The sequence below is a fragment of the Campylobacter sp. IFREMER_LSEM_CL292 genome, from assembly GCF_025771615.1.
Classification (GTDB): Bacteria; Campylobacterota; Campylobacteria; order Campylobacterales; family Campylobacteraceae; genus Campylobacter_D; species Campylobacter_D lari_D.
The window spans coordinates 41,724-65,132 of sequence record NZ_JAKMQP010000010.1; the positions used below are offsets into that span (position 1 = coordinate 41,724).

The following is a 23,409-nucleotide window of genomic DNA, read 5'->3' on the forward strand; positions in this document are numbered from 1 at the left end:
TTACTCCTTTTTGAAAAATAATGAAAAGTATATTGATAGAAAATGAAGTGAAAGTAAAATTAATATTTTTTAAATTTACGAGCTAGGGTAAAAAAACTACGAACAATCCCATAAAGCACATATAAACTAGCAATAATCAATGCACTTTCTAAAAAATACAGATAAAGCATAGAAAATAAAATTACTAAAAGGATTAACACCTTCAAAACATTTGCTCTTTTTAGATCGATTTTCTTAAAACTTGGATACCTTATGTTGCTTACCATTAAAAAGGCTAGAAGCATTTGGATACATATTATTATTAAAGAAAAATCATGTAAAAAATCATAATATAAATAAGCACTTACCCATAAAGCACTTACAACTGCTGCTGTTGGTATAGGTAGACCTATAAAAACCGATGGTTCATAAGTTCCTGTTGTGACATTAAATCTTGCCAAGCGTATAGCGCCAAAAACTACAAATAAACCAGCTATTAATGAGCCAAAACGACCATATTCATAACCTATGCTCATATAAAAAAGCATAGCAGGTGCTACACCAAAGGCTATTAAATCAGCTAGTGAGTCAAACTCAACTCCAAATTTAGAAGTAGAGTTGGTAGCTCTTGCAACGCGTCCATCTAAACCATCGCAAATTAATGATAAAATGATATAAATTAATGCTTTATCAAAGTTTTGATTAATAGAAGCAATCACTGAAATAATACCTAAAAATATGGAAGCGGCTGTAAAAAGATTAGGTAAAATATAAATTAGTTTAAAATTCATGGATTTAAATACCCTATTAATGTACCAATGCGTACTTTATCATTTTCATTTACGCAAATTCTAGTGTCTTTTGGAAGTAATAAACTCACACTACCATCAAACATAAAACCTATGTTTTGTCCATGGCTTAAATGATGACCAAAATCATCAATATGAGCTTTTCTATTTAATGCTCCAAAAATAACGCGTAATGCCCATTGTTTGCTCTTGGAATTAGCTAAAAATAACATTCTTTCACCCATTAAATTTGTATTTTTCATAAATGGACATAAAAAAAGTCCATGCCTTATTCTAGTTTCTTCTATATTCATATCAAGCGGAGCTATGATATTTCCTTGGGAAAAAATATTATTGATAATTTGCACTTCTATACACTCGCCAAGCTCTTTATATGAGCTTGTTTTGATACATTTGATTTTTCCTTCTATGGGAGCTATAATGGTGTTTGGATCTGCTATATAATCAATTTTTTTAGTTCTAAAAAGATAAATAAAAAATATAAAAATACACCATAAAAGCCAAGAAAATCCCCATATAAATTGAAATATTGCAAAAACTATAGCTAGAACTATAAGCAAACTCCAACCAGTTTTTGCAATAAAATTTGTTTTCATTAGTTTTCCTTAGTAGCTTCTTGCTCTTTTTCTTCTAGGCGTGTTGGAAGATTATTTTCTTCTTCATAGTTTTTAATAATCTCTCTTACTTTGGCACCATCAATAGTTTCTTCTTCATAGAGTGCTTGTACCATCACCTCTATAGCACCGCTATAGGTTTTTAAAATTTCTTTTACACCCGCATAGCGTTCATCCAATGTTTTCTTTACATACTCATCTAAATCTTGAGCCATTTTATCAGAATAATCTTTTACAGTTTGCCCGCCACTTAAGAAAGTATTTCTTTGCTTTTCAAGTACCATTAAGCCAGCAATTTCACTCATACCATACATAGAAATCATAGCTTTGATGATATCAGTTGCACGCTCAAGGTCATTGCTTGCACCTGTTGAAATTTCTTTAATGAAAATTTCTTCAGCTGCACGTCCTCCTAAAAGCACATCAACTTCAGCTAAAAGTTCATGTTTTTGCATTAAAAATTTATTTTCTTCAGGGGTATTGAGTGTATATCCTAAAGCTGCTAAACCACGAGGAATAACAGAAACTTTACTTACTTTTTTAGCACCTTTTGTAGTTTCAGCTATTAAAGCATGGCCGCACTCATGATAAGTTACGATTTTTTTCTCTTTATCATTAATTCTGCGTGATTTTTTCTCAAGTCCTGCTATGGCTCTTTCTACTGCCTCTACTAAGTCTTTTTGTTCCACATGTTTTTTAGAATCTCTACCTGCAAGCAAAGCTGCTTCATTAATGATATTTGCCAAATCAGCACCCGCAAGACCTGCTGTTAATCTTGCAATATCTTCTACTTTTACTTCAGGTGAAATTTTAACATCTTTCATATGGACTTTTAAAATATCACATCTACCTTTAAAATCAGGCTTATCTACTAAAACTTGCCTATCAAAACGCCCCGGTCTAAGTAATGCTGCATCAAGTACTTCAGGACGGTTTGTCGCTGCTAGTACGATTACCGGTGAGCTTTCAGTACCAAAGCCATCCATTTCTGCTAGAAGTTGATTTAAAGTTTGCTCTCTTTCATCATTTCCACCCATCATGCCACTTGCAGCACGGGATTTACCTATAGCATCGATTTCATCTATAAATACAATAGCCGGAGCTTCTTTTTTAGCATTTTCAAATAAATCTCTTACTCTAGAAGCACCAACTCCTACAAACATCTCTATAAAAGATGAACCTGATACGCTAAAAAATGGCACATCAGCTTCGCCTGCCACTGCTTTTGCAAGCAAAGTTTTACCTGTACCTGGAGGACCAACAAGCAAAAGTCCTTTTGGAATTTTTGCTCCAAGATTAATGTATCTTTCAGGGTATTTTAGAAAATCAACAATTTCTTTAACTTCTTCTTTTGCTTCTTCAACACCTGCAACATCATTAAATTTAACCTTCGGTTTTTCTGAATTTACAAGTTTTTTAGAACTTCCTATACCAAGTATAGATCCACCCATATTTTTTTGCATACGAGAAGCTAAAAACATCCATATACCAAAGAAAATAAATACTGGCAAAACCCAAGAAAGTAAGATATCTATAAACCAATTGCTTTCATTAAAAGCACCATAGGAAACGCCTTTTGAGTCAAGTAAAGGAACAAAAGTAGCATCATTTGGAACTTTTTTGGTAATATATACCATATTTCCTGCTTTAGATACAGCTTTTATAGTAGTTTGACCTATATTAACTTGGGCAATTTGATTATTTTCAATTAAAGTTTTTAATTCAGAATAAGTAACTTTTTTAGTGTTTTCTCCACCCATAATACCCATGCTACCATCATCTGAAAATCCTTTAAATAAAAGAATCATCACAATGGCAAAAATAGCGAAAATAAAAATAGGGTTTTTATTGAAAAAGTTATTATTGTTTTGATTATCTTTTAAATCATTTGGTTTTTTATTCATTATTGCAATTCCTTTTTATAAACTAAACTCAACCATTCTCCTTTGTGTTTGCATTCTAACAAAGTGAAATCTTTGAATTTATTTTTAATCCTTTCTTCATATTTATTTAATATACCAGATAAGATCAAAATTCCACCTTCTTTGGTTTTTTCTTTAAGATCTTTTTCTAGTATGATTAATATATCGGCAATGATATTTGCCACAACTATATCATATTTATGTAAGCTTTTATTAATAGAACCTACCCAAATATCATCAAAGCTAACTTGATTTAATTTTGCGTTTTCTTTACTTGCAACTATAGCTAATTCATCTGTATCGCAAGCTTGTACTTTGGCTCCAAGTTTTGCCATGATAATGCTTAAAATTCCACTTCCACAACCCACATCTAAGCAAAATTTGGAATTATCTGTATATTTTTGTAGAAATTCTATACAAGTATAAGTACTCTCATGATGTCCTGAGCCAAAAGCTAGAGCAGGATCTATAATGATATTAATTTTATCTTGTTTAGCTTCTTGCCAAGTGGTGTGAATATGGATATTATCGATCGTCAAAGCTTGTATACCTTTTTTATACTCTTCTATCCAATTTTTATTTTCTTTTTTTTCTAAGGTAGAGTGGAAATTAATATGAGTATTTAGTTTTTGACATAATTTTTGATGAAAATCATGCAAGGCTATTTTAATGAGTTCTATATCTTCTTCTGATCTTATATAAATACCGTTGTTTTTTTCTTCTATAGCGTCTATCTCTAGAGAAAAGATAAGATCAAGGAATAAATCTAAATATTCCTTGTCTGTTTGAAAAAAAAGTTCGTAATAATGTGTTTGCATAAAAACTTATAATTAGCCTTCGTTTGTTCCTAAAACATCTTCAAGTTTTTCTTTTAACACTTGAGGAGTAAAAGGTTTTACAATATAGTTATTTACGCCTGCTTTTAAGGCGGTAATAACTTCTGCTTTACCACCTTCTGTAGTTACCATAATAATTGGCATATCAGCATATTTTTCTTCCGCTCTTACTTTTTTTACTAATTCCAAGCCATTCATTTCAGGCATATTCCAGTCAGTAATTAAAATTTTAATATCATCATTTTGTGAAAGTAAATCCCAAGCTTCAACCCCGTGTTCAGCTTCTAAAACATCCTTGTGGCCTAATCTTACAAGGGTATTTTTGATTATTCTTCTCATGGTAGAACTATCATCAACTACTAATAACTTCACTTTTTTTCCTTTATCTTGATGTAATTACATAAAACTGTAATTGTATCGTTTTTATTTTTATTAATCAATTAAAAGTTTATATTATATCATTTTAAAATAAAATTAGAATTTAATCACTCTCCGTTTTTATTGTGATTAAATTCAGGCACAATCTCCTTTAAAACTTTTGCAGGATCTGTGCTGTGGAGTAATTTTTCTATTTCTTGATTTAAAATTTTTAAATCTTTAAGATCACTAGTGGTAACAAATATACTTTCATATTGAGTTTTTAAATCATTTTCATGGATTAAAAGCTCTTCGTAAAGTTTTTCGCCTTTTCTAAGCCCAGTGATTTTGATTTCTAACTTTTTATTAGAAAGTAAAAGCATTTTTTTAGCTAAATCCATGATTTTAACAGGCTCACCCATATCAAGTACAAATAATTCTCCACCTTTGGCAATAGCCGCAGCTTGTAAAACAAGTTGCACAGCCTCATCTACTAACATAAAATAACGCACTATATCAGGATGAGTAAGAGTAAGTGGCTCATTAGCTGCAATTTGAGCTTTAAATTTAGGTATTACACTTCCACTTGACCCTAAAACATTACCAAAACGCACACAAGCTACTTCAAAATTTTCACAACTTGAGCTTAATGTATAAAGTTCACAAATTCTTTTTGTGCAACCCATGATGTTAGTCGGTCTTACAGCCTTATCAGTGCTTATCATAACAAATTTAGCAACCTTATAAGCTTTTGCAAGATCGATTAAATTTTTAGTACCTATGATGTTATTTAAAATAGCTGAATGTGGATTTTGCTCACATAAAGGCACATGTTTGTAAGCTGCTGCATGTAAAATCAAATCTATGTTTTTTTCTTGTAAAAGTTTTTCTAACGCTTCTTTGTCTAATATACTCATCATAATAGGTTCGATTTTTTCTTTATGTAAGCTTAATTCTTCATTTATTTTATATAAATTATACTCACTATGATCAAGCATGATTAAGTGTTTTGCACCAAATTTAATGCATTGTTTGCAAAGCTCACTTCCTATAGTTCCACCAGCTCCACTAACTAAAACTACTTTATCTTTGATAAAATCAATCACGCAAGCATTATCCAAATCTTTTGGCTTACGCGCTAATAAATCTTCGATACTTATATCTCTTGCTTCATTTTGCGTAAAAGAAAAAAGCTTTATATCGTTAATCCCATAAGCAATGAGTTCGTCAAAAAGCTTTTTTAATTCTTCTTGCTCAAGTTTTAAAGCAATGATAGCAGTATGAATTCCTTCAGCGGTATATTTTCTGATTGCTTCTTTTTCTTCAACTATAAATTTATCACAATAAGTACCTATTAAATTTTTACGCTCATCTACCACAGCTACAGGGAAAAGTCCTAAGCTCCCTTCTTTAGCTCCTTTTAATAAATGCAAAGCCTTTGAAGTGGCGCCAACTACTATACAAGGATGTTCTTCGTTGTATTTTGGCTTTCTAAAATCAACTATCATTCTTTTGCTTATACGCAAACTTCCAATTAGCATACAAGATAAAACAAAGTCTATTCCTATAACGCTTCTTGGAAAAGGATTGAAAAAATCATCGTAAAAATAATAAATTGCTAAAAATACAAGCTCAGCCAAAGCTAAAGCGATGACTAATTTACGCGCTTCATTAAGTGAGAAAAATCTCCAAGCAACTTGATAAATTTTAAAAAAAGCTAGAAAAATGATTTTAAGTAAAATCAAAATCACAGCACTTTTAAACATACCTTCATAAAATTCACTTGGGATGTCCGCACTAAAGCGTAAAGAAAAAGATAAATAAATACTTATAACAAAAAGTAAAATATCAGCGCCTAGAAAAAATCCTAAGCGTTTGCTTTTATAATCCATCTTAGTCCTTTAAGGTGTTTAAGATTAAAGTAGAAACTTCCTCTACATCAGCTTTGCTCATAGTAGTTGCACTTGGAAGGCAAATTCCATTACTAAAGAAAAACTCACTATTACCATTTAAGTAAGTATCGCAGCCTTTGTAAAGTTCTTGCAAATGCATTGGCTTCCAAAGTGGACGACTTTCGATTTTATTATCTTTTAAAACTTGTATGATTTTTAAAATTTTATCTTGAATTTGAACATTTTTATTTTCACATATACAATGTTTTTCATAAGTATTAAGTTTATTTAAATCAAAATCAAGTAAAGCAGTGCTTAACCAGCGATTTGACTTGGTATTTTCAAGCTCATCTAAAAAAGTAAAAGTTCCACTTAAAAATTCTTTATACCAGCTATAAATTTCACGCTTTTTACTCACTCTTTCTTCTAAAACTTCCATTTGAGCAGTACCGATTGCACCTAAGATATTGCTCATTCTATAATTATAGCCATATTCTTTATGCTCATAATGAAGGCAATTTTCTCTAGCTTGGGTACTGTAAAATCTTGCTTTTTCAAGATTAGCATGATTTTCACTCACAAGCATGCCACCACCACCTGTTGTGATGATTTTATTACCATTAAAAGAATATACTCCAAAATCCCCAAAAGTACCTAAGGCTTTATTTTTGTAAAAACTTCCCAAAGCTTCAGCAGCATCTTCAATTAAAAAAATCTCATTTTCTTTACAAATTTGGACGATCTCATCCATTTTAGAAGCATTACCATAAAGGTGTGTTAAAATAAGAGCTTTTGGCTTTTTAGGACTTTCTTTGATAGCTTTTTTTAATAAATTTACATCTAAATTATAAGTTTCATCACAATCAATAAATACAGGCGTAGCATTCATGTAAGAAATAGGTGCTACTGAAGCAATAAAGGTAAAACTTGAAGCTAGAACTATATCGCCTTCTTTAATGCCCAAAACTCTTAAAGCTAAATGAATAGCTGCAGTGGCTGCATTTAGAGCAAGTGCGTTGGAACTTTTTGTATAATCTTTAATACTTTGTTCTAAGGCATTAACAAACTCACCCAAAGGTGCTATATAATTACTTTCAAAAGCTTTGTGTATGTATTCTAATTCTTTTCCACTCATATGTGGTGCTGATAGAAAAAATCTCATTTTACCTCCTTTATTTTCTTGGCAGGAACTCCAGCATAAATGCCTTTAGAAGTTAAGTTTTTAACTACAACTGCTCCTGCGCCTAAAGTTATATCATCATTTAAACTTATACAAGGAATAACACTTGAATTAACTCCTAAAAAACAACGCTTTCCTATTTTTACATTTCCTGTTAGTTTAGCTCCAACGCTAATATGGCTAAACTCATCTACAAAACACTCATGCTCAATCACACAAGCAGTATTTAAAATCACACCTTTTGCTATGCTAGCTTTAGCATTAACTACGACATTTGGCATGATTAAAATACCCTCATCATCTAAAAAAGCACTTGGGCTAATAATAGCACTTTTGTGTATCAAATTAACTAATCTAAATCCATCATCTTTTGCTTTTTTGAAAAGTTTTTCTCTAATAGAGTTTGCGCCAATAGCAATAAACATATCGTGTTTTTCTAAATTGGAGTGATATTTTAAGCCTTTATTATCATCTAAAAAGATGATTTTTTCATATCCTAAATTTCTAGCTACATCAGCACAGACTAAACCATGCCCACTAGAACCATATATATAAATACTTTTAGTTGTGTCCATTGAATTTATCCGTTGTAGCTACTCCTTCTTTATTAACCCCGCTTCTTTTTAAAACTTTAATAATGGTCATAAAAAAGATTTTAAGATCAAATAAAAAAGAGCAATTTTGCACATATTCTACATCATATTTAAATTTTTGCTCCCAAGAAATAGCATTGCGTCCATTAATCTGTGCCCAACCTGTAATGCCTGGTCTTACATCGTGGCGTTTTTTTTGCTCTTGATTGTATAAGGGCAAGTATTCTACAAGTAAAGGTCTTGGGCCTATGAAGCTCATATCGCCTTTTAATACATTAAAAAGCTGCGGTAATTCATCTAAACTCAAGCTTCTAACTAGCTTACCAAAAGGCTTTAAGCGTAATTCATCAGGAAGTAATTCTCCATTTTCATCGGTTTCATCACTCATAGTTTTAAATTTATAAATATAAAAAATTTTTTCATTTAATCCTGGTCTTGCTTGTTTAAAAAGCACACTTCCTTGAACGATTTTTAAAACAATACCTATAAGCGCTATAAAGGGTAAAAAAATAATCAATAAAATCAAAGCCAAAAAAAAGTCAAAAACACGCTTTAAACCATTTTTATACATTTATAAAACCCCTATAAAAGTCAAGATATTTCAAAGCTATGATATTTTCATCATAATTTTGCGCTCTAAAAAAAGCATTTTGCGCTAAAGTATTTTTTAGTTTTTCATCTTCTAATAAAACTGCGATTTTTTCAGCTAAATCTTTACTATCTTTGCATTTGCAAATCAAACCATCTATGGCATTATTCACTGCTTCAATGCAACCTTCAGCATCACTTACCACACATGCTTTTTTACAAGCTTGTGCTTCTAAAACCGTTCTTGGATAGCCTTCTTTATAACTTGGTAAAACAAAAATATCGCATAAATTTAATAAATATGCAATATCACTTCTTGCGCCAAGATAAAAAACATCATTTGAGTTTAAAAATTCTAATGGTGCGCAAGATTTATTATCATCTCTTCCACCCACTAAAACAAAATTTGCCTTATCTTTTAAAATTTGACTTGCTTCATAAAATTCTTTAATTCCTTTATGCCAAAGTGCTCTTGAAATCATTAAAACGATAGGTTTATCAGGCATATTGTGTTCTTTTAAAAAAGCTTGTTTTTCTTCTGTGCTAAATTTTAAAGGTAAAAATTGTTTTAAATTTAGCCCTACGGATTTGATGATTTTGATTTTTTCTTCTTTTAAGCCTAAATTTTTCATAAATAAAGCATTGCTTTCATTGACAAAAATAAAACCATTTGCAAGTTTAAAAGAAATTTTATAAAGTAAATTAATACTCATTCTTACTAATTTGCTTTTAAAATCATCGTCTATATAAAAACTTCCTAAGCCCTCAACCAAACCAAAAGTGTATTTAATGCCCGCCATTTTAGCTGCTATAATACCTGTTGTATTGCTTTTGTGAGCGCTTGTTTGTAAAAGATCTAAATTTAAACTTTTGAGTGTATTTTTTAAACTAAGTAGATTTTTAAAAACAATTAAAGGATTAACACTTGATCTAGCTAAATCATAAAAGCAAACCTTATAGCCTAGCTCTTGTAACTTAATAGCAAAATCATCTTTTGGAGTGATGATTATAACTTCATGATTATTTTTTTCTAAAGCTCTAATGAGTGCAAGACGAAAATAATACACACTCATTGCGCTATGGGTTAAAATTCCTATTTTCATCTTTTTAGCCTATAAATTTTTGCTCTTGCATCATTAGTGACTTGCTCAAATAAATCTTGATCGTATTGATTTAATAAAAACATTTGTATATAAGCACTATTATAAAGATTTTCATCTAAAATCACAAAGCTTTTATATTCTCTTAAAAAGAGTAAATAAATTTGAGCTTTTGAATCAATTTCATTGTAATAAAATTTGCCATTAGTGATGGATTCTATATCTACAAAAGCTTTTAAAGGTATAGTTGTACCTTCTAGTTTTAAAGCTCTAAAATCATTAATAATTTCTACTCCATTATCAAGCATAACAGAACCTGTTGTTTTATCTTGAGCTATGGCATTAGCTTGAGAGAAAAATAAACTTTTTTCTTGCTCTCCATTGTCAGGATTTGTATTTGCAAATTGTGCTACCACGGGCATGATACGCAACATTCTATAAGGCATGTAAATATATACATCTCTTGTTTTATTGGTATCAAATTTAAAATCTTTATCATTTAAACTTTCTAAAAAATCTTTAGCACTTGTTTGGTTATAATCTTTTACCATAGCTTTTAAAACATCAGGATAATTTTCTTTGAAAGATTTTTCAGTGTATTCTACGCTAAGTCTTGCCATATTAGCTGCTGGAATTTGTTCTTTACTTAAGACAAAAGATGAGAAAAAATTATCTTTTCCTAGGTGTTTTCCACCATCGATTAAGGTTTTTACATCGCTATAATAGCGTATTGGATAACCATAATCCCACCAAGCAACAACATAATCTTCTCTTTGAGCTTTATTTTTTAAATCATTTAAAATACTAGCTTCATAAGAAGTAAAAACAGTAGAGGATTTATAATAATAAATATGCATTAGGGCAGGGCTTATGCTAAAAAATGTAATGAGTATGAGTAGGATATTTTTATTTCTTAGACTAAGTTTGATTTGTTTTTTTTCTAAAAAATTAAAAAAAGCATATAAAAAATATCCAAAACCCAAAGCCATCACAGGAACTGCATAAATGGTAAATCTAAGTCCAGCTCTTAAAGCCATAAAACCTAGTGCAAGCATAGGTAGAGCCAAAAGCATACTTTTGTGATCTTTGCAAAGTAAGATAAAACCTATAAAAGAAAGGATAAATACTAAAACACTAGAACTAATTCTTTGCATAAATACTTCAGGATCGATAGTATTTACTTCCATAATAGTTTCATTAACATTAAAATACATAAAGGCAGCATCTTTTAAATTTTGCACATCAGAAGCTTTGAAAACATAAAATTTAAGTTGATATAAAACAGGATCTAAACCACCACTTAAATGTAATATCAAAATGCTAATAAAAATCAAAGCCCAAATCATATAAAAATTAATTTTTTCTTCTTTAAAGGCAAAAATAGCAAATAACAATACAGTCAAAGCAAGTTTATATTGCCATGCTAGCATACTTAAAGCTATGATCATTAAAGCAATAGCTAGATAAAAAATCTTTTCTTTTCTATGAAATACTAAAGTATAAAGACCAAAAAGTCCTATCATGGCAAAATTTAAAGAATAACTTGATGGATACCACCACAAATAAATCATGATGAAAACCGGACTTAAAAGTAGGGTAAAAATGTCTTTATTAATAGTTAAGCGTATAAAGGTAAGCAAAATAAGCATTGGCAAAACTAATACTAGCATATCAGTATCATAATACCCACTCATAGTGCGGTTATAATAACTATTTGCAATGCTTCCAAGTAAGGCTGCTATAAAGCCATAGGTAGTGAGTTTATACTCTCTTGCGATTAATATAATAGGCACAACAATCAAAGAAGCAAAAAAAGTACTCATATATAAAATAATACTTTCAAAGCTAAAAGGCAAAATATTATAAAGCCAATAAGTCAAAGTAGAAAGTGAGCTTCCAAAATAAGATAAGTCATTAGGTTGGTGAAAACCTGCTATCATATCCCTTGCACCTTCTGCAAAAGCATAGCCATCATTAGTAGTAATCATAAGTTGATCATTAAAGAAAAACTCATAAAACTCACTTGCCCAAGCTGCCCAGTATAACCTACACAAAACACTAAAAGCAAAGGCTATAAGGATTAAAATACAGGTATATTTTATAGAATTATTATCAGTGAAATTTTGTTGCAGTTTCATTTTATGCCTTGTTGAAAAATTCAAATAATTGCTTTGCTATGCTAATTTTATCAAATTCTTTTGCACGCAAAAAAGCCTTTTGTCTATATGAAGCTTTTAATGCTTCATCATTGCACATTTTTTCTAAGCCTTCTTGCATGGCTTTTTCATCATCTACTTTTACTAAAAGTCCAAACTCATCATCTAAAAATAGCTCCCTTGCCCCACTTTTATGATCAGTGCAAAGTACGGCAGTATTACAAGCTAAGCACTCGATTAAAACATTGGAAAAACCTTCAAAACTTGAAGCAAAAGCAAAAAAGTCACATTTGCTCATGTATTTATAAGGATTTTTATCAAAACCTAGTAAAAAGACTTTGTCTTTTAAATTTAAAGTTTCTATTAAAGCTAAAAGCTCATCTTTTAAAATGCCCTCGCCTAAAATGACTAATTTTAAATCAGTTTTAACTTTTGCATAAGCTCTTATAAGCATAGCATGATTTTTACCATGATCAAGCCTACCAACACTTAATATAAAAGGATCTTTAAAGTCTATTTTTTCTTTAGATTTTTCTATAATGTTTTCTAAATCTATGGCATTGTATAAAATATCGCATTTTTTAGCCTCTATATTGAAATTTTGTATTAAATCTTCTTTGTTTCCTATAGAATTTGCTAAGATTAAATCTGCTTTGTTATAAAGTTTTTTAATAAGAAATTTATTGATAAAAGAATTTAGATTATTATGTTTATAAATTACACTTGGAGTGGTGCATTCATTGATAATAAGGGTTGATTTAAGTCCTAGGGATTTTGCCATTAACGCAATATAATTAGGTCTATTTAATAATACAAATTGCAAGTTGATTTTTAAATCTTCACAAAGTTTTTTGTATTTTATAGCTAGCAAGGGTAGTTTTAAAAATTTAGCTAAGTTACTTTCACTTGGACTTGATTTTTCAAGGTAGTGGATATTAACTTCAGGAATATCATATGATATTTTGTCATTCATTAAAATTAAATGTATTTCATATTTTAAATTTAATACAGGCAATAGCGTAGATACAACCCTTTCAGCGCCACCACTTCCTAAAGAATAAATAAAAATTGCTAGTTTTTTCATTTTAAACCCTTACTTCTTTGATTAAATCAAGCCATTTTTGTGCTACATTGGCCACTTCATAATCTTTACATCGCTGCTGTGCATTAAGTGCTAGTGTTTTTCTTAAATTTTCATCTTGCATTAAAAGGGCGAGTTTTTCGCTTAAAGCTTTTTCATCATCTAAATCTACTAAAAATCCATCTTTTCCATCATCAATTAAATCTTTATGGCCGCTTGTGTATTTAGTGCTAATGCGTGCTACTTGATAATATAAACTTTCAAGCAAAACCGTTGGCAAGCCTTCTATGAAAGAGCAAAGGCAGATTATTTTTGCTTTTTTATAAAGCTCTTGTATATTTTCAACTTTACCTAAAAAATTAACCTTGATATTTAAATTCTTAGCTTCTTGTTCTAAATCTTGTCTTAATTCTCCATCGCCTGCTATGAAAAAATTGTATTGATTTTGTAAATTTGTATCTAGCCTTGCTATGGCTTTTAAAAACATAGAAGCATTTTTATTATGATCAAGTCTGCCTACGAAAATGACATTATTTTCTTTTTCTAAATTTTCTTTAACAGGGCTAAAATGACAAGGATTTGGCATATTGATAACTTTTTTAACAAAGTTTTCATAGTAATTTTTATCATCATTACTTAGCACGGTTAAAGCATTTGCATGAGGAAAACTTATACGGCGTAAAAACTTCCAAATTTTAGATTTTAAATAAGTATAAGAGCTATGTTCGCTAATGATTAAAGGTGTATTTAAACCTTTGTTTGCCCAAATGCAAGCAATATTAGTTGTATCTAAAAATGAGATAAAAACATCGCTTTTGTGGTCTTTAAGTGCTTGTTTTAAGGCTTTGAATTTTTTAATGCGTGAGGCTATTTTATTATAAAGAGTGGAAAAGTCAAACTGCTCTAGGGTAAAAAGTTTGATTTTTGGCTCAAGCTTGTAAAAAGAGTCTTCTTTGTGGAATTTAATAATATTTATTTCATGATTTTTACAAAGTTCATTAGCTAAAGTGACTAATACTCTTTCAGCACCGCCTGAATTTAAAGTAGCTATGATGAAAGTGATTTTCATACTTGTTCCTTCAAATGCCCATGTTTTACTTCAAATACTCTATCACAACCTTGTATAGTTGAGAGCCTATGGGCTATGATGATGAGGGTTTTATCTTTTGAAATTTTATAGATTTCTTCCATGATTTTTGCTTCACTTTCTTGATCAAGAGCACTAGTTGCTTCATCTAAAACTAAAATTTCAGGTTGTTGATAAAGTGCTCTTGCTATGGCTATTCTTTGTCTTTGACCCCCGCTTAAAAACGAACCTGAATCACCCACCTTAGTATGCACTCCATCTTCAAGTGAATTTACAAAGCTTTCAAGATTAGCTTGTTTGATCACTTTGTGTAAAAGCGCTTCATCTACTTCTTCTCCAAAGCTAATATTTTTAGCAATAGAATCATTAAAAAGATAAATTTGTTGAGGTATGTAGCCAATTTTACTTCTAAAACTTTTTATATTGCTCTCATCAAGCTTAATTCCATCTACAAAAATAGCTCCATCGCTTGGTTTTAAAAGTCCTATGATAAGATCAACTAAAGTACTTTTACCACTTCCACTTTTACCTATAAAAGCGATTTTTTCATTTTTCTTAAGCTCAAAATTTAAATTTTTAAATAAATTTTTCTTGCCCTTATAAGCAAAGAAAAGATTTTTCAAAAAGATTTTTTCTTTAAATTCAATACTTTCATCGCCTAGTTTTTCTTCTTTTTCATTGAGCATATTATAAATAATATCTAAAGAGTTTTTATAATATGTGATTTCATTATAACTTGTGATGATACGATTAGCACTTGGCATAAGCCTATAAAGAGCCACCACAAAAATAGTAATAGTTGCTAAGATAGATGAAATATCACTTTCATATCTTAAAACTAAATACACCACAATAAAACAAAGCATACAAAAACCTATACCTTCAAGGTAAATTCTAGGAATGCTTGACATGCTTTCATTGCTAATATTTGCTTTGGCAAAAAGCCCACTTTGAATTTCATAAAGTTTTTGTGTGCTTTGTTCTTTGGTTTTGAGTTTGATGATTTTAAGGTTGTTTAAATTTGCATTTAAAATTTCAAAATAATTTTTCATCGCCTCTTCTCTAGCTATGGAAGCTTTTTTTACCAAGGGTGAGAGGATTTTAATCAAAATAAAAGCATTTAAAAGTAAAAAAGCACTTAAAGCTAGGGTGATTTTATAGTTGATAATTAGCAATAAAGTATAAAGTAAAAACACCACAAAGCTTTCACTTAGCATAAGTAAAAAAGCACTAATTAAAGTGCTTAAATGAAATACTTCTTGTGTGATGGTTTTTAAAAGTTCTGATTGATTTTTATTAGTAAAATTCTCATATTCAAGATGTAAGTATTTATCAAAAATACGACAAGCAAGGCTGTGATAACGCCCTTTAGAAAAACGCGCAAGCAAATGAAAATAAAAGGCATTCAAAAAGGCTCTAAAAATATAAAAGGCGATTAATATACAGCCAAAATAAGCAATAATCTTATAACTTGGTAAATTTAAATACTCATATACAGGTTGAAAATAGGAGCTTTTTTCTAAAAGCTCAAAATTACTCGCCACTGATACAAAAGGCATGATCAAAGAAATAGCAAAGCTTTCTATAAATCCTATAAAAATAGAAAAAATTAGCAAAGCAAATAAAAATTTCTTATCATGGGCATTGAGTATGAAAAAAAGTTTTTTTAACACTGTTTTTCCCACTCATAAGCACTTTTACAGATTAATTCTAAATTATCATATTTTGGTTTCCAATTGGTTAGGGTTTTGATTTTATCAGCATTTGAAATAAGCACAGAAGGATCCCCAGCTCTTTTTGGTGCAAGTTCTACCGTGAAATCTACTCCGCTTACTTTTTTCATGGTTTCAATAACTTCTTTTACGCTAAAACCGTGTCCATATCCTACATTGAAAATATTACTTTCATTGTTTTCTAAGTATTCTAAAGCAGCTAAATGTGCACTTGAAATATCATCAACATGGATAAAATCTCTAATACAAGTACCATCTTTAGTATTATAATCATCACCAAAAATATAAAGTTTTTCTCTTTTTCCTGTGGCTACTTCAGCAGCAACCTTGATAAGTAAAGTAGCTTTTGGATAGCGTTGACCTATAGGATAACTCATGCAAGCACCTGCTACATTGAAGTATCTTAAAATGCAGTATTTAAATTCAGGATTAGCCATATTAGCATCTTGCAAGACTTTTTCGCTCATTAGTTTGCTTTGTCCATAAGGATTAATCGGTGCTAATGGACTTTGCTCATCTACGATAGGAGTTTGTGGCTCTCCATAAGTAGCTGCGGTTGAAGAAAAAATGAATTTTTTCACACCTGTTTCTAAACAAGTTTGGATTAGATTACTTGTGTTTGCGGTATTGTTCATATAATATTTTAAAGGATTTTCCATACTTTCAGGAACTTCAATACTAGCTGCAAAATGCACAATTGCATCAAATTTTTCTTCTTTGAAAAGTTTTTTAATCCCAGCATAATCGCTTAAATCTTGCTCAAAAAACTTAAAAGGTCTGATTTTAGAAAGTTCATCCAAACTTTTTTTACTGCCTTTTGAAAGATTATCTAATACACAAATTTCATGATTTGTTTCTAAAAATTGTTTTAAAGTATGAGAGCCTATGTATCCTGCGCCACCGGTGATTAAAATTTTCATTTTTATCCTTTTTGTGATATTTAATAATAGTTATTTTAATATACTTTTCTTAATTAATTTAAAACTTGCTCTTTTCTTTTTCTATGGCCTCTAAAAATGGCTTTTGATAGCTTTTATCGCTATGTTTTTGCAAAAGTTCTTCTTTGAAATTTTCTAAAATATTAAGATAATCTTCTTGGGTTAAATTACCTTTAATGAGTTCGTATTTTAAAAATAGCATATAGGTGTTTAACACATCACTTTCGCAGTATTCGTGAATTTTTTCTAATTTGTTTTGATAAAAAAGTTCTAATACTTCATTTCCATGCACATCATATTTTCCAGGAAGTCCTGCCATAGCACAAAGCGTGTCAAGTCTTAAGCCTTTTTGACCAAAACTTCCTAAAGATTCTAATAAATCACAATGTTTATTTTCTACAAATTTGCTTTTGTAGTTATTCCATTTATCGCTTGCGTCCAAATAAGCACTTGCGTTGATATTATATTTTAATGCTCTTATAACAAGCAAAGGCATGTCATAGCTTTTACCATTAAAACTTACAAGGCGGGGTTGGTGTTTGTCTATGAAGTTAAAAAACTCTTCTAGCATTTGCTTTTCATTTTCGCCTTTGATTTTATTGACTTTGATGAAATTTCCAAATTTATCTGCAATCACTGCACAAATGCTTACAACTTTATGAAAAGGTAGGGGTAAAAATTCACTTCCACTTTCTTCTTTTTGTCTTTCTAAAGCTTGCTTGCTAATGCTTAAATCATCGCCATTAAAATCATAAAGATGTTTTATCAATTCTGCATCAGGAATGCTCTCACAATCAAAAACGCAAATATATTCTTGCATGATAAACCTTTTTTTAAAAAAATCTTTGTTAAAATCATAACAGAAAATTTAAAAATAAAGTAGTATATGAAAATAGGTTTGGTTAAATTATCTGCACTTGGAGATATCATCCATGCGGTAATTGTTTTACAATTTATTAAAAAGCATTATCCTAAGGCGAGTATTGATTGGTTTGTAGATGCAAGATTTGCAGGATTATTGCAAGATCATCCAATGATCAATGAAGTTTATGCCCTGCCTTTGAAAGATAGAAAATTCAAAGAAGTTTTTGCTATGCTTTTTGAAGCTAGGCAAAATAAATATGATGTTGTGATTGATTTGCAAGGTTTGATTAAATCTGCTTTAGTGAGTAAATTTTTATGTGCTAATACTTTTGGTTTTGATCAAGAAAGCATAAAAGAGAGCTTTGCGAGTAATTTTTATACACATAAATTTGCGTGTAATTATGAAGAAAATATTATCGTGCGTAATCTTTCTTTGGTAGCTTATGTGTTAAATGAACATTTTGATCATAGTGACATAGAGTTAAAACAAAGCTGTTTTAGTGTAGATGATGAGTTAAAAGAAAGCTTAGAACAAAGGCTTTCTTTAAGTGAAAGTGCGCCAAATATACTCATACATGTAGGCTCATCTATGCCTAATAAAATTTACCCAAAAGAGCGTTTGATACTACTTTGCAGAATGCTTTTAGAGTATTTTACTAGTGCAAAAATCATGCTTGGTTGGGGTAATGTTAATGAGTTTAATTTTGCTAAAGATATAGTTTTAAATTTAAAACATTTGAAAATAGAACTTGCACCAAAATTAAGCTTAAGTGAGCTTTGTGCTTTAACTAAAGCAAGCGATCTAATCATCGGAAATGATAGCGGGCCTACTCATTTAGCCTTTGCATTAAACAAGCCTTCTATAACGATTTTTGGTGCTACTCCTAGCCAAAGAAATACTTATGAAACAAATATCAACAAAACAATCAATGCAGGTAAAAAAATACTGCATTCAAAACATATAGATAAAAGTGATTTTTGCATACAAAATATCGATGAAAAAGATATTTTTAAACTAGCTTGTGAGCTTTTAGAAAAATGATAAATTATGTATATCTAAGCCTTTTTTATATATTAAAAGCCCTTGTGAAGATTTTACCTGTAAAACTTTTAAATTCTTTTGCAAATTTGGTTGCTTTAATCACTTATAAGTTAAATCACAAACACCGCAAAATCATTGACATAAACTTAAAAATTTGCTTTCCTGAAAAAGATCAAAAATGGCGTGATGAAACTAGTCTTAATATCTATAAAAATTTTGCTAAATTTGGGATTGATTTTATCAAAAATCAAAATGCAAGCAAAGAAGAAATTATCGATAAAATTTGCTTTGATGATGAGGAGCAAATTTTAAATATAATGCAAAGTAAAAGACCCTTGATTGTAACTACGGCTCATTATGGTAACTGGGAGCTTTTGGCTTTGTCTTTTGGAGCTAAATTTCAAGGAATTTCCATAGTTGGAAGAGCACTTGATAGCGTGATAATGGATAAAATTTTAAGTAAAAATCGCACGCAATTTAACATAGAGCTTATAGAAAAAAAGGGCGGGCTTAGAAAAATGCTAAAAGCCTTAAAAGAAGGTAGATCGCTTGGAATTTTAACCGATCAAGATGCAGTGGATAGTGAAAGTGTAAAAATACAATATTTTAACCAAGAAGTAAATTTCATAGCAGGTGCAAGTGTGCTTGCTAAAAAAACAAATGCTATGATTTTACCTTGTTTTGTGTATCAAAAAGATGAGAAATTTTTTGTAAAAACTTTTAAGGCTTTAGACGCAGGTAAGGCAAGCATAGAAGAGCTTACTAAGTATCAAGCAAAGTGTTGTGAAGAGATGATTAAATTTAAACCTGATGAGTATTTTTTCTTTCATAAGAGATTTAAAAGATATAATCATGAGTTGTATTTATAGGATATAAAATGGATTTAAAGCAAATTAGTGTGATAATGATTGTTAAAAATGCTCAAAAAACTTTAAAAGCTTGCTTGGAATCTTTGCAAGAATTTGGCGAGATAGTTTTGATAGAAAATGATAGCAATGATGATACTTTAAAAATTGCTTATGAATTTAGTAAAAGTTATAAAAATATCAAGATTTATCAGCATAAATTTATAGGTTTTGGACCTTTAAAAAATTTAGCCATAAGTTATGCTAGCAATGATTGGATTTTTAATATTGACGCAGATGAGCTTGCTAAGAAAGAATTTTTACAAGAATTAGGGCAAATTGAGCCTAATAAAGAAGATATCATAGCTTTACCAAGAGAAAATTTATACAATGGAGAGTGGATTAAAGCTTGTGGATGGTGGCCTGATCATGTAATGCGGGTGTTTAATAAAACCCATACTAATTTTAATGAAAATTTAGTACATGAGAGTTTGATTTTACATGAAGATAGTAAAAAGATTAAGTTGCAAAATGGTTTGAGACATTTTGCGTTTGATGATATCGATAGTTTGCTAGATAAGCTTCAAAAATACTCTAAGCTTTGGGCTTTGCAAAATTTACACAGAGAAAGTAGTGTTTGCAAGGCATTGCTAAGAGGAATTTGGACGTTTTTTAGAAATTATGTTTTGAAAAAAGGGATTTTTTATGGCTATAAAGGCTTTATCATAAGTACTTGTAATGGTCTTGGGGCCTTTTTTAAATATATGAAATTGTATGAGTTAAAAAAACAAAAGCCAAAAACTTGTGCTTTAATCATCACAACCTATAATCAAAAAGAAAGGCTTGCTTTGGTGCTTGATAGCGTTAAAAACTTAGAGCCTTTACCAGATGAGGTTTTAATAGCTGATGATGGAAGCAGGGAAGATACAGTCAAGCTTATACAAGCTTATCAGAAAGATTTTCCATGTAAGTTAGAGCATATTTGGCAAGAAGATGAGGGGTTTAGACTAAGTGAGATTAGAAACAAAGCTATTAAAGCTTCTAAAAGCGAATATATAATCGTTATAGATGGAGATATGGTTTTAGAAAAAAGTTTTGTAGCTGATCATTTGAAATTTGCACAAAAAAAAGTATTTTTGCAAGGTTCTAGGGTGATTTTAAATGAAAAAGAAAGCAAAGAACTTTTAAGCAAAAATGATTTTAGTTTGGCTTTTAATAAAAAGGGTTTTAAAAATCAAAGAAATATTTTTTTAGCTAAATGTATATATAAATTTTCAAAACTAGTTAAGAAATTTTTTAAAAAATCACAACTTATTAAAGGTATAAGAGGCTGCAATATGAGCTTTTATAAAAGTGATTTTGAAGCCATTGAGGGATTTAATGAAAAATTTATAGGCTGGGGTAGGGAAGATAGCGAGTTTGTAGCTAGATTTTTATTTAATGAGGGAGTGTTTAAAAGGCTTAAATTTAATGCTCTGGCTTATCATATCTACCATGAAGAAAATAGCAAAAATATGCTTGAAATCAATCATCAAATTTATCTTGAAACTATAAAAAATGAAAAAGTGATTTGGAGATAAAGCATGAAAAAAGTAGGCGTAGTAATTCCCATATATAATGTAGAAAAATATCTAAAAGAATGTTTAGATAGTGTAATCAATCAAACTTATACTAATTTAGAAATCATACTAGTAAATGATGGCAGTACAGATAAAAACTCACTTAATATTGCAAAAGAATACACTTTAAAAGATAAAAGAATTACTCTTTTTGATAAAAAAAATGGTGGTTTAAGTAGTGCTAGAAATGTAGGTATAGAATTTTTTTATGGTGAATATGAAATACAATATATTGAAAAAGAAAATGAATTAAATATTTTTAAGATTGTTGGCAATAACCCACAAAATATTTATAAAATTTATAAACATAAAAATGCTTTAGTAGATGATAAATTAGAAATTCCAAAGATTGATTATATTATCTTTTTAGATTCTGATAATTATTGGGAGTTAAACTGCATAGAAGAGTGCGTTGCGAGAATGCAAAATGTAGATGTATTATGGTTTGATCATGCTTGTATTTATGATGATGGTATAGAAGATAAAGGTCAAAAGACAAGGATGAATATATTTAATTTTACTCAAGAATGCACTATCACTCCAAGAGACTATGCTAAACAAGCTACAAAAGTAGGTTCTAGAGATATTTCATTTAGTTGGGGCGGTATGATAGATTTTTCATTTTTAAAACAATTAAAACTTAAATTTATTAACAAAATTATCAATGAAGATATTCATTTTGGCATGGTTTTATTTAGCTGTGCTAGTAATATTTATATTTTTCCTAAAAGATTGTATTTGTGCCGTTTGAGAGCAAATAGTATATCAAATCATGATAAGAAAGTCACAAAGGCAAATGTATCAGAGTATTTTAAAGACTTATATGAATTTTTTGGAGAAAATGCTAAAGAGGCAAAAAACTATTTAAAAGCAGCAAGTAGGATGATAACAGCTTTAGAATTAATAGAATTTTTTAAAGATCAAAAAAGTGAAAATGTATTGGCTATAAAAGAGACATTTTTGCCTTTTTATGTAAAAAAAGCTTTGATGATTAAAAAATTTAAAAAAGATCCTTTAAATTTAAAGGAAAAATTACCTATAATTAAACCTTTTATCCAAACAAAAATTCCTTATGATCTTTGGAAAATTTGGCAAAAAATAAAAAGTATTTTTAGATAAAATCAACTTTGCATGATGATTTTATCTATCATTGAATCTTTTTTTATAGATTTAAAATGCGTGAGTTTGTGTAAAAAACTTTGCTTTTGAATTTCTTCCCAAAGAGTTGGATTAAATTTTTCTTTGGCGCTAAATTGTAATAAATGGCATTCTATATCGCTCATATTTTTATAGGTATCATTTACAAAGCCATGTTTTTTTAAAAGTTCAAAGATAATTTGAAAAGTAAAATAATAAAAGTTATTAGAGTTTTTCTCATTTAACCAATAATATATAAGTATGTTTTTCATAGCTTGGATATTTTTGTGATGAGATTTTGAGATTATAAAACTATTTAGCATTTTAACTTTAAAATCATCATTCCAGTTAAAATATCCATAAGAAAAATATCCACTTTTGATAAATTTTTTCAATTTTTCTTTGCCAGGTTTTGTTTTTGATCTTTCAAAGGTAAAAAAATCCTTATCACAAAGCTCACTAGGAATTTTAGAGCTTAAAAATATACTTGCATCACACCATATACCTCCATAAGTTGCAAGTAAGCATACTCTTAAAAGATCTGAAAAAAAAGTTATAGTTTTTTCTCCAAAAAAATTATTTTCTAATTTTTCTATAACAAATGATGGAAAATCAAGGTAATCTTTTATATTATCTTTATCTAGAATGATGATTGTGTAGTCATCTTTCATTTGTTCTTGTACAGAGTTAAAGCATTGTTGTATCATAGGCGAAGCTTGATTTTTACCTTGATACCAAAATTGCCAAATAATTTTATCATTTTTAAAATGATGTTTTTTTTTAAAATTAAAATGAGGAATTTTCCCATCTAAAAAAGGATTGATATAGTTGTTTGAAAGATAATTAGCCACTCTAGGGTGTTCTAACTTATATTGGATATGATTTCTTAATTTTCTTCTTATTGATTTTATAGGCACAAGTGAACTTAGTTTTTTTGTTAAAGTATTATAAATTAAAGAATTGTTTTGTTGTATTTGCATATATATTCCTCAAAAGTTTTTTGATATAATATCAAAAATAATCAAGGTTATGTATAT

General features: G+C 29.5%; 20 protein-coding genes and 1 pseudogene. 4 read left to right on the forward strand and 17 right to left on the reverse strand.

The genetic code is table 11. The annotated features are described in order from the left end of the window. Nucleotides 1-59 precede the first annotated feature (59 nt). The 16 genes from pssA to L8T82_RS06545 all read right to left on the reverse strand — a co-directional run bounded on the left by pssA (nt 60) and on the right by L8T82_RS06545 (nt 17,685). Nucleotides 60-770, reverse strand: a complete 711-nt coding sequence (pssA, locus tag L8T82_RS06470; RefSeq protein ID WP_133319743.1) for a CDP-diacylglycerol--serine O-phosphatidyltransferase — start codon at nt 768-770, stop codon at nt 60-62. After that, entirely contained in the window at nt 767-1,384 is a 618-nt protein-coding gene (locus L8T82_RS06475) for a phosphatidylserine decarboxylase (RefSeq protein WP_220567229.1), read from the reverse strand. Before L8T82_RS06475 ends, pssA begins: the two co-directional genes overlap by 4 nt. Next, on the reverse strand, nt 1,384-3,306 hold the full coding sequence (gene ftsH / locus L8T82_RS06480) for an ATP-dependent zinc metalloprotease FtsH (protein WP_263664935.1): 1,923 nt from the start codon (nt 3,304-3,306) through the stop codon (nt 1,384-1,386). The genes L8T82_RS06475 and ftsH overlap by 1 nt, the downstream gene beginning before the upstream one ends. Continuing rightward, on the reverse strand, nt 3,306-4,142 hold the full coding sequence (locus L8T82_RS06485) for a 50S ribosomal protein L11 methyltransferase (protein WP_133319740.1): 837 nt from the start codon (nt 4,140-4,142) through the stop codon (nt 3,306-3,308). The genes ftsH and L8T82_RS06485 overlap by 1 nt, the downstream gene beginning before the upstream one ends. 12 nt (nt 4,143-4,154) lie before the next feature. Further along, on the reverse strand, nt 4,155-4,532 hold the full coding sequence (locus tag L8T82_RS06490) for a chemotaxis response regulator CheY (protein WP_039619063.1): 378 nt from the start codon (nt 4,530-4,532) through the stop codon (nt 4,155-4,157). Nucleotides 4,533-4,645: 113 nt separating this feature from the next. Beyond that, on the reverse strand, nt 4,646-6,409 hold the full coding sequence (gene pglF / locus L8T82_RS06495; protein ID WP_220567226.1) for a UDP-N-acetylglucosamine 4,6-dehydratase (configuration-retaining): 1,764 nt from the start codon (nt 6,407-6,409) through the stop codon (nt 4,646-4,648). A 1-nt stretch (nt 6,410) separates the two neighbouring features. Beyond that, nucleotides 6,411-7,571: a UDP-N-acetylbacillosamine transaminase gene (gene pglE, locus L8T82_RS06500; protein WP_263726138.1), complete on the reverse strand. Its 1,161-nt coding sequence runs from the start codon at nt 7,569-7,571 to the stop codon at nt 6,411-6,413. Then, nucleotides 7,568-8,164: a UDP-N-acetylbacillosamine N-acetyltransferase gene (gene pglD / locus L8T82_RS06505; RefSeq protein ID WP_133319737.1), complete on the reverse strand. Its 597-nt coding sequence runs from the start codon at nt 8,162-8,164 to the stop codon at nt 7,568-7,570. The genes pglE and pglD overlap by 4 nt, the downstream gene beginning before the upstream one ends. Further along, nucleotides 8,151-8,753: an undecaprenyl phosphate N,N'-diacetylbacillosamine 1-phosphate transferase gene (gene pglC / locus L8T82_RS06510; RefSeq protein WP_263695617.1), complete on the reverse strand. Its 603-nt coding sequence runs from the start codon at nt 8,751-8,753 to the stop codon at nt 8,151-8,153. The genes pglD and pglC overlap by 14 nt, the downstream gene beginning before the upstream one ends. Then, nucleotides 8,746-9,873, reverse strand: coding sequence for a N,N'-diacetylbacillosaminyl-diphospho-undecaprenol alpha-1,3-N-acetylgalactosaminyltransferase (gene pglA / locus L8T82_RS06515; RefSeq protein WP_263695616.1), 1,128 nt, complete (start codon nt 9,871-9,873; stop codon nt 8,746-8,748). Before pglA ends, pglC begins: the two co-directional genes overlap by 8 nt. Beyond that, on the reverse strand, nt 9,870-12,008 hold the full coding sequence (locus L8T82_RS06520) for an STT3 domain-containing protein (protein WP_263726139.1): 2,139 nt from the start codon (nt 12,006-12,008) through the stop codon (nt 9,870-9,872). Before L8T82_RS06520 ends, pglA begins: the two co-directional genes overlap by 4 nt. Nucleotide 12,009: 1 nt before the next feature. Beyond that, nucleotides 12,010-13,110, reverse strand: coding sequence for a glycosyltransferase (locus L8T82_RS06525; protein ID WP_263726140.1), 1,101 nt, complete (start codon nt 13,108-13,110; stop codon nt 12,010-12,012). A 1-nt stretch (nt 13,111) separates the two neighbouring features. Further along, entirely contained in the window at nt 13,112-14,176 is a 1,065-nt protein-coding gene (locus L8T82_RS06530) for a glycosyltransferase (RefSeq protein ID WP_263726141.1), read from the reverse strand. After that, complete coding sequence (locus L8T82_RS06535) at nt 14,173-15,867, reverse strand: ABC transporter ATP-binding protein (protein ID WP_263726142.1); 1,695 nt, start codon at nt 15,865-15,867, stop codon at nt 14,173-14,175. The genes L8T82_RS06530 and L8T82_RS06535 overlap by 4 nt, the downstream gene beginning before the upstream one ends. Further along, a complete protein-coding gene (gene galE, locus L8T82_RS06540; protein ID WP_012661952.1) occupies nt 15,861-16,847 on the reverse strand; it encodes a UDP-glucose 4-epimerase GalE in 987 nt (328 codons plus the stop codon). The genes L8T82_RS06535 and galE overlap by 7 nt, the downstream gene beginning before the upstream one ends. A gap of 58 nt (nt 16,848-16,905) precedes the next feature. Beyond that, the gene (locus L8T82_RS06545) at nt 16,906-17,685 is read right to left on the reverse strand and encodes a 3'-5' exonuclease (RefSeq protein ID WP_263659287.1); all 780 of its coding nucleotides are present in this window, start codon (nt 17,683-17,685) and stop codon (nt 16,906-16,908) included. Between the two features lie 66 nt (nt 17,686-17,751). Here L8T82_RS06545 and waaC point away from each other — a divergent pair, with 66 nt between their 5' ends. From waaC to L8T82_RS06565, 4 genes and pseudogenes are all read left to right on the forward strand, one after another. Beyond that, on the forward strand, nt 17,752-18,771 hold the full coding sequence (waaC, locus tag L8T82_RS06550) for a lipopolysaccharide heptosyltransferase I (RefSeq protein ID WP_214116235.1): 1,020 nt from the start codon (nt 17,752-17,754) through the stop codon (nt 18,769-18,771). Beyond that, nucleotides 18,768-19,640 carry a lipid A biosynthesis lauroyl acyltransferase gene (locus L8T82_RS06555; protein ID WP_263726143.1) on the forward strand — a complete coding sequence of 291 codons (873 nt, stop codon included), beginning with the start codon at nt 18,768-18,770 and terminating at the stop codon, nt 19,638-19,640. The genes waaC and L8T82_RS06555 overlap by 4 nt, the downstream gene beginning before the upstream one ends. An 8-nt stretch (nt 19,641-19,648) precedes the next feature. Then, nucleotides 19,649-21,196, forward strand: a complete 1,548-nt coding sequence (locus L8T82_RS06560; RefSeq protein WP_263726144.1) for a glycosyltransferase family 2 protein — start codon at nt 19,649-19,651, stop codon at nt 21,194-21,196. Nucleotides 21,197-21,199: 3 nt separating this feature from the next. Continuing rightward, a pseudogene (locus L8T82_RS06565) lies at nt 21,200-22,370 on the forward strand (glycosyltransferase family 2 protein). Here the strand turns inward: L8T82_RS06565 and L8T82_RS06570 are convergent. Next, on the reverse strand, nt 22,357-23,352 hold the full coding sequence (locus L8T82_RS06570; RefSeq protein ID WP_263726145.1) for a capsular polysaccharide synthesis protein: 996 nt from the start codon (nt 23,350-23,352) through the stop codon (nt 22,357-22,359). The pseudogene L8T82_RS06565 and the gene L8T82_RS06570 sit on opposite strands and share 14 nt — an antisense overlap. Nucleotides 23,353-23,409: the final 57 nt, after the last annotated feature.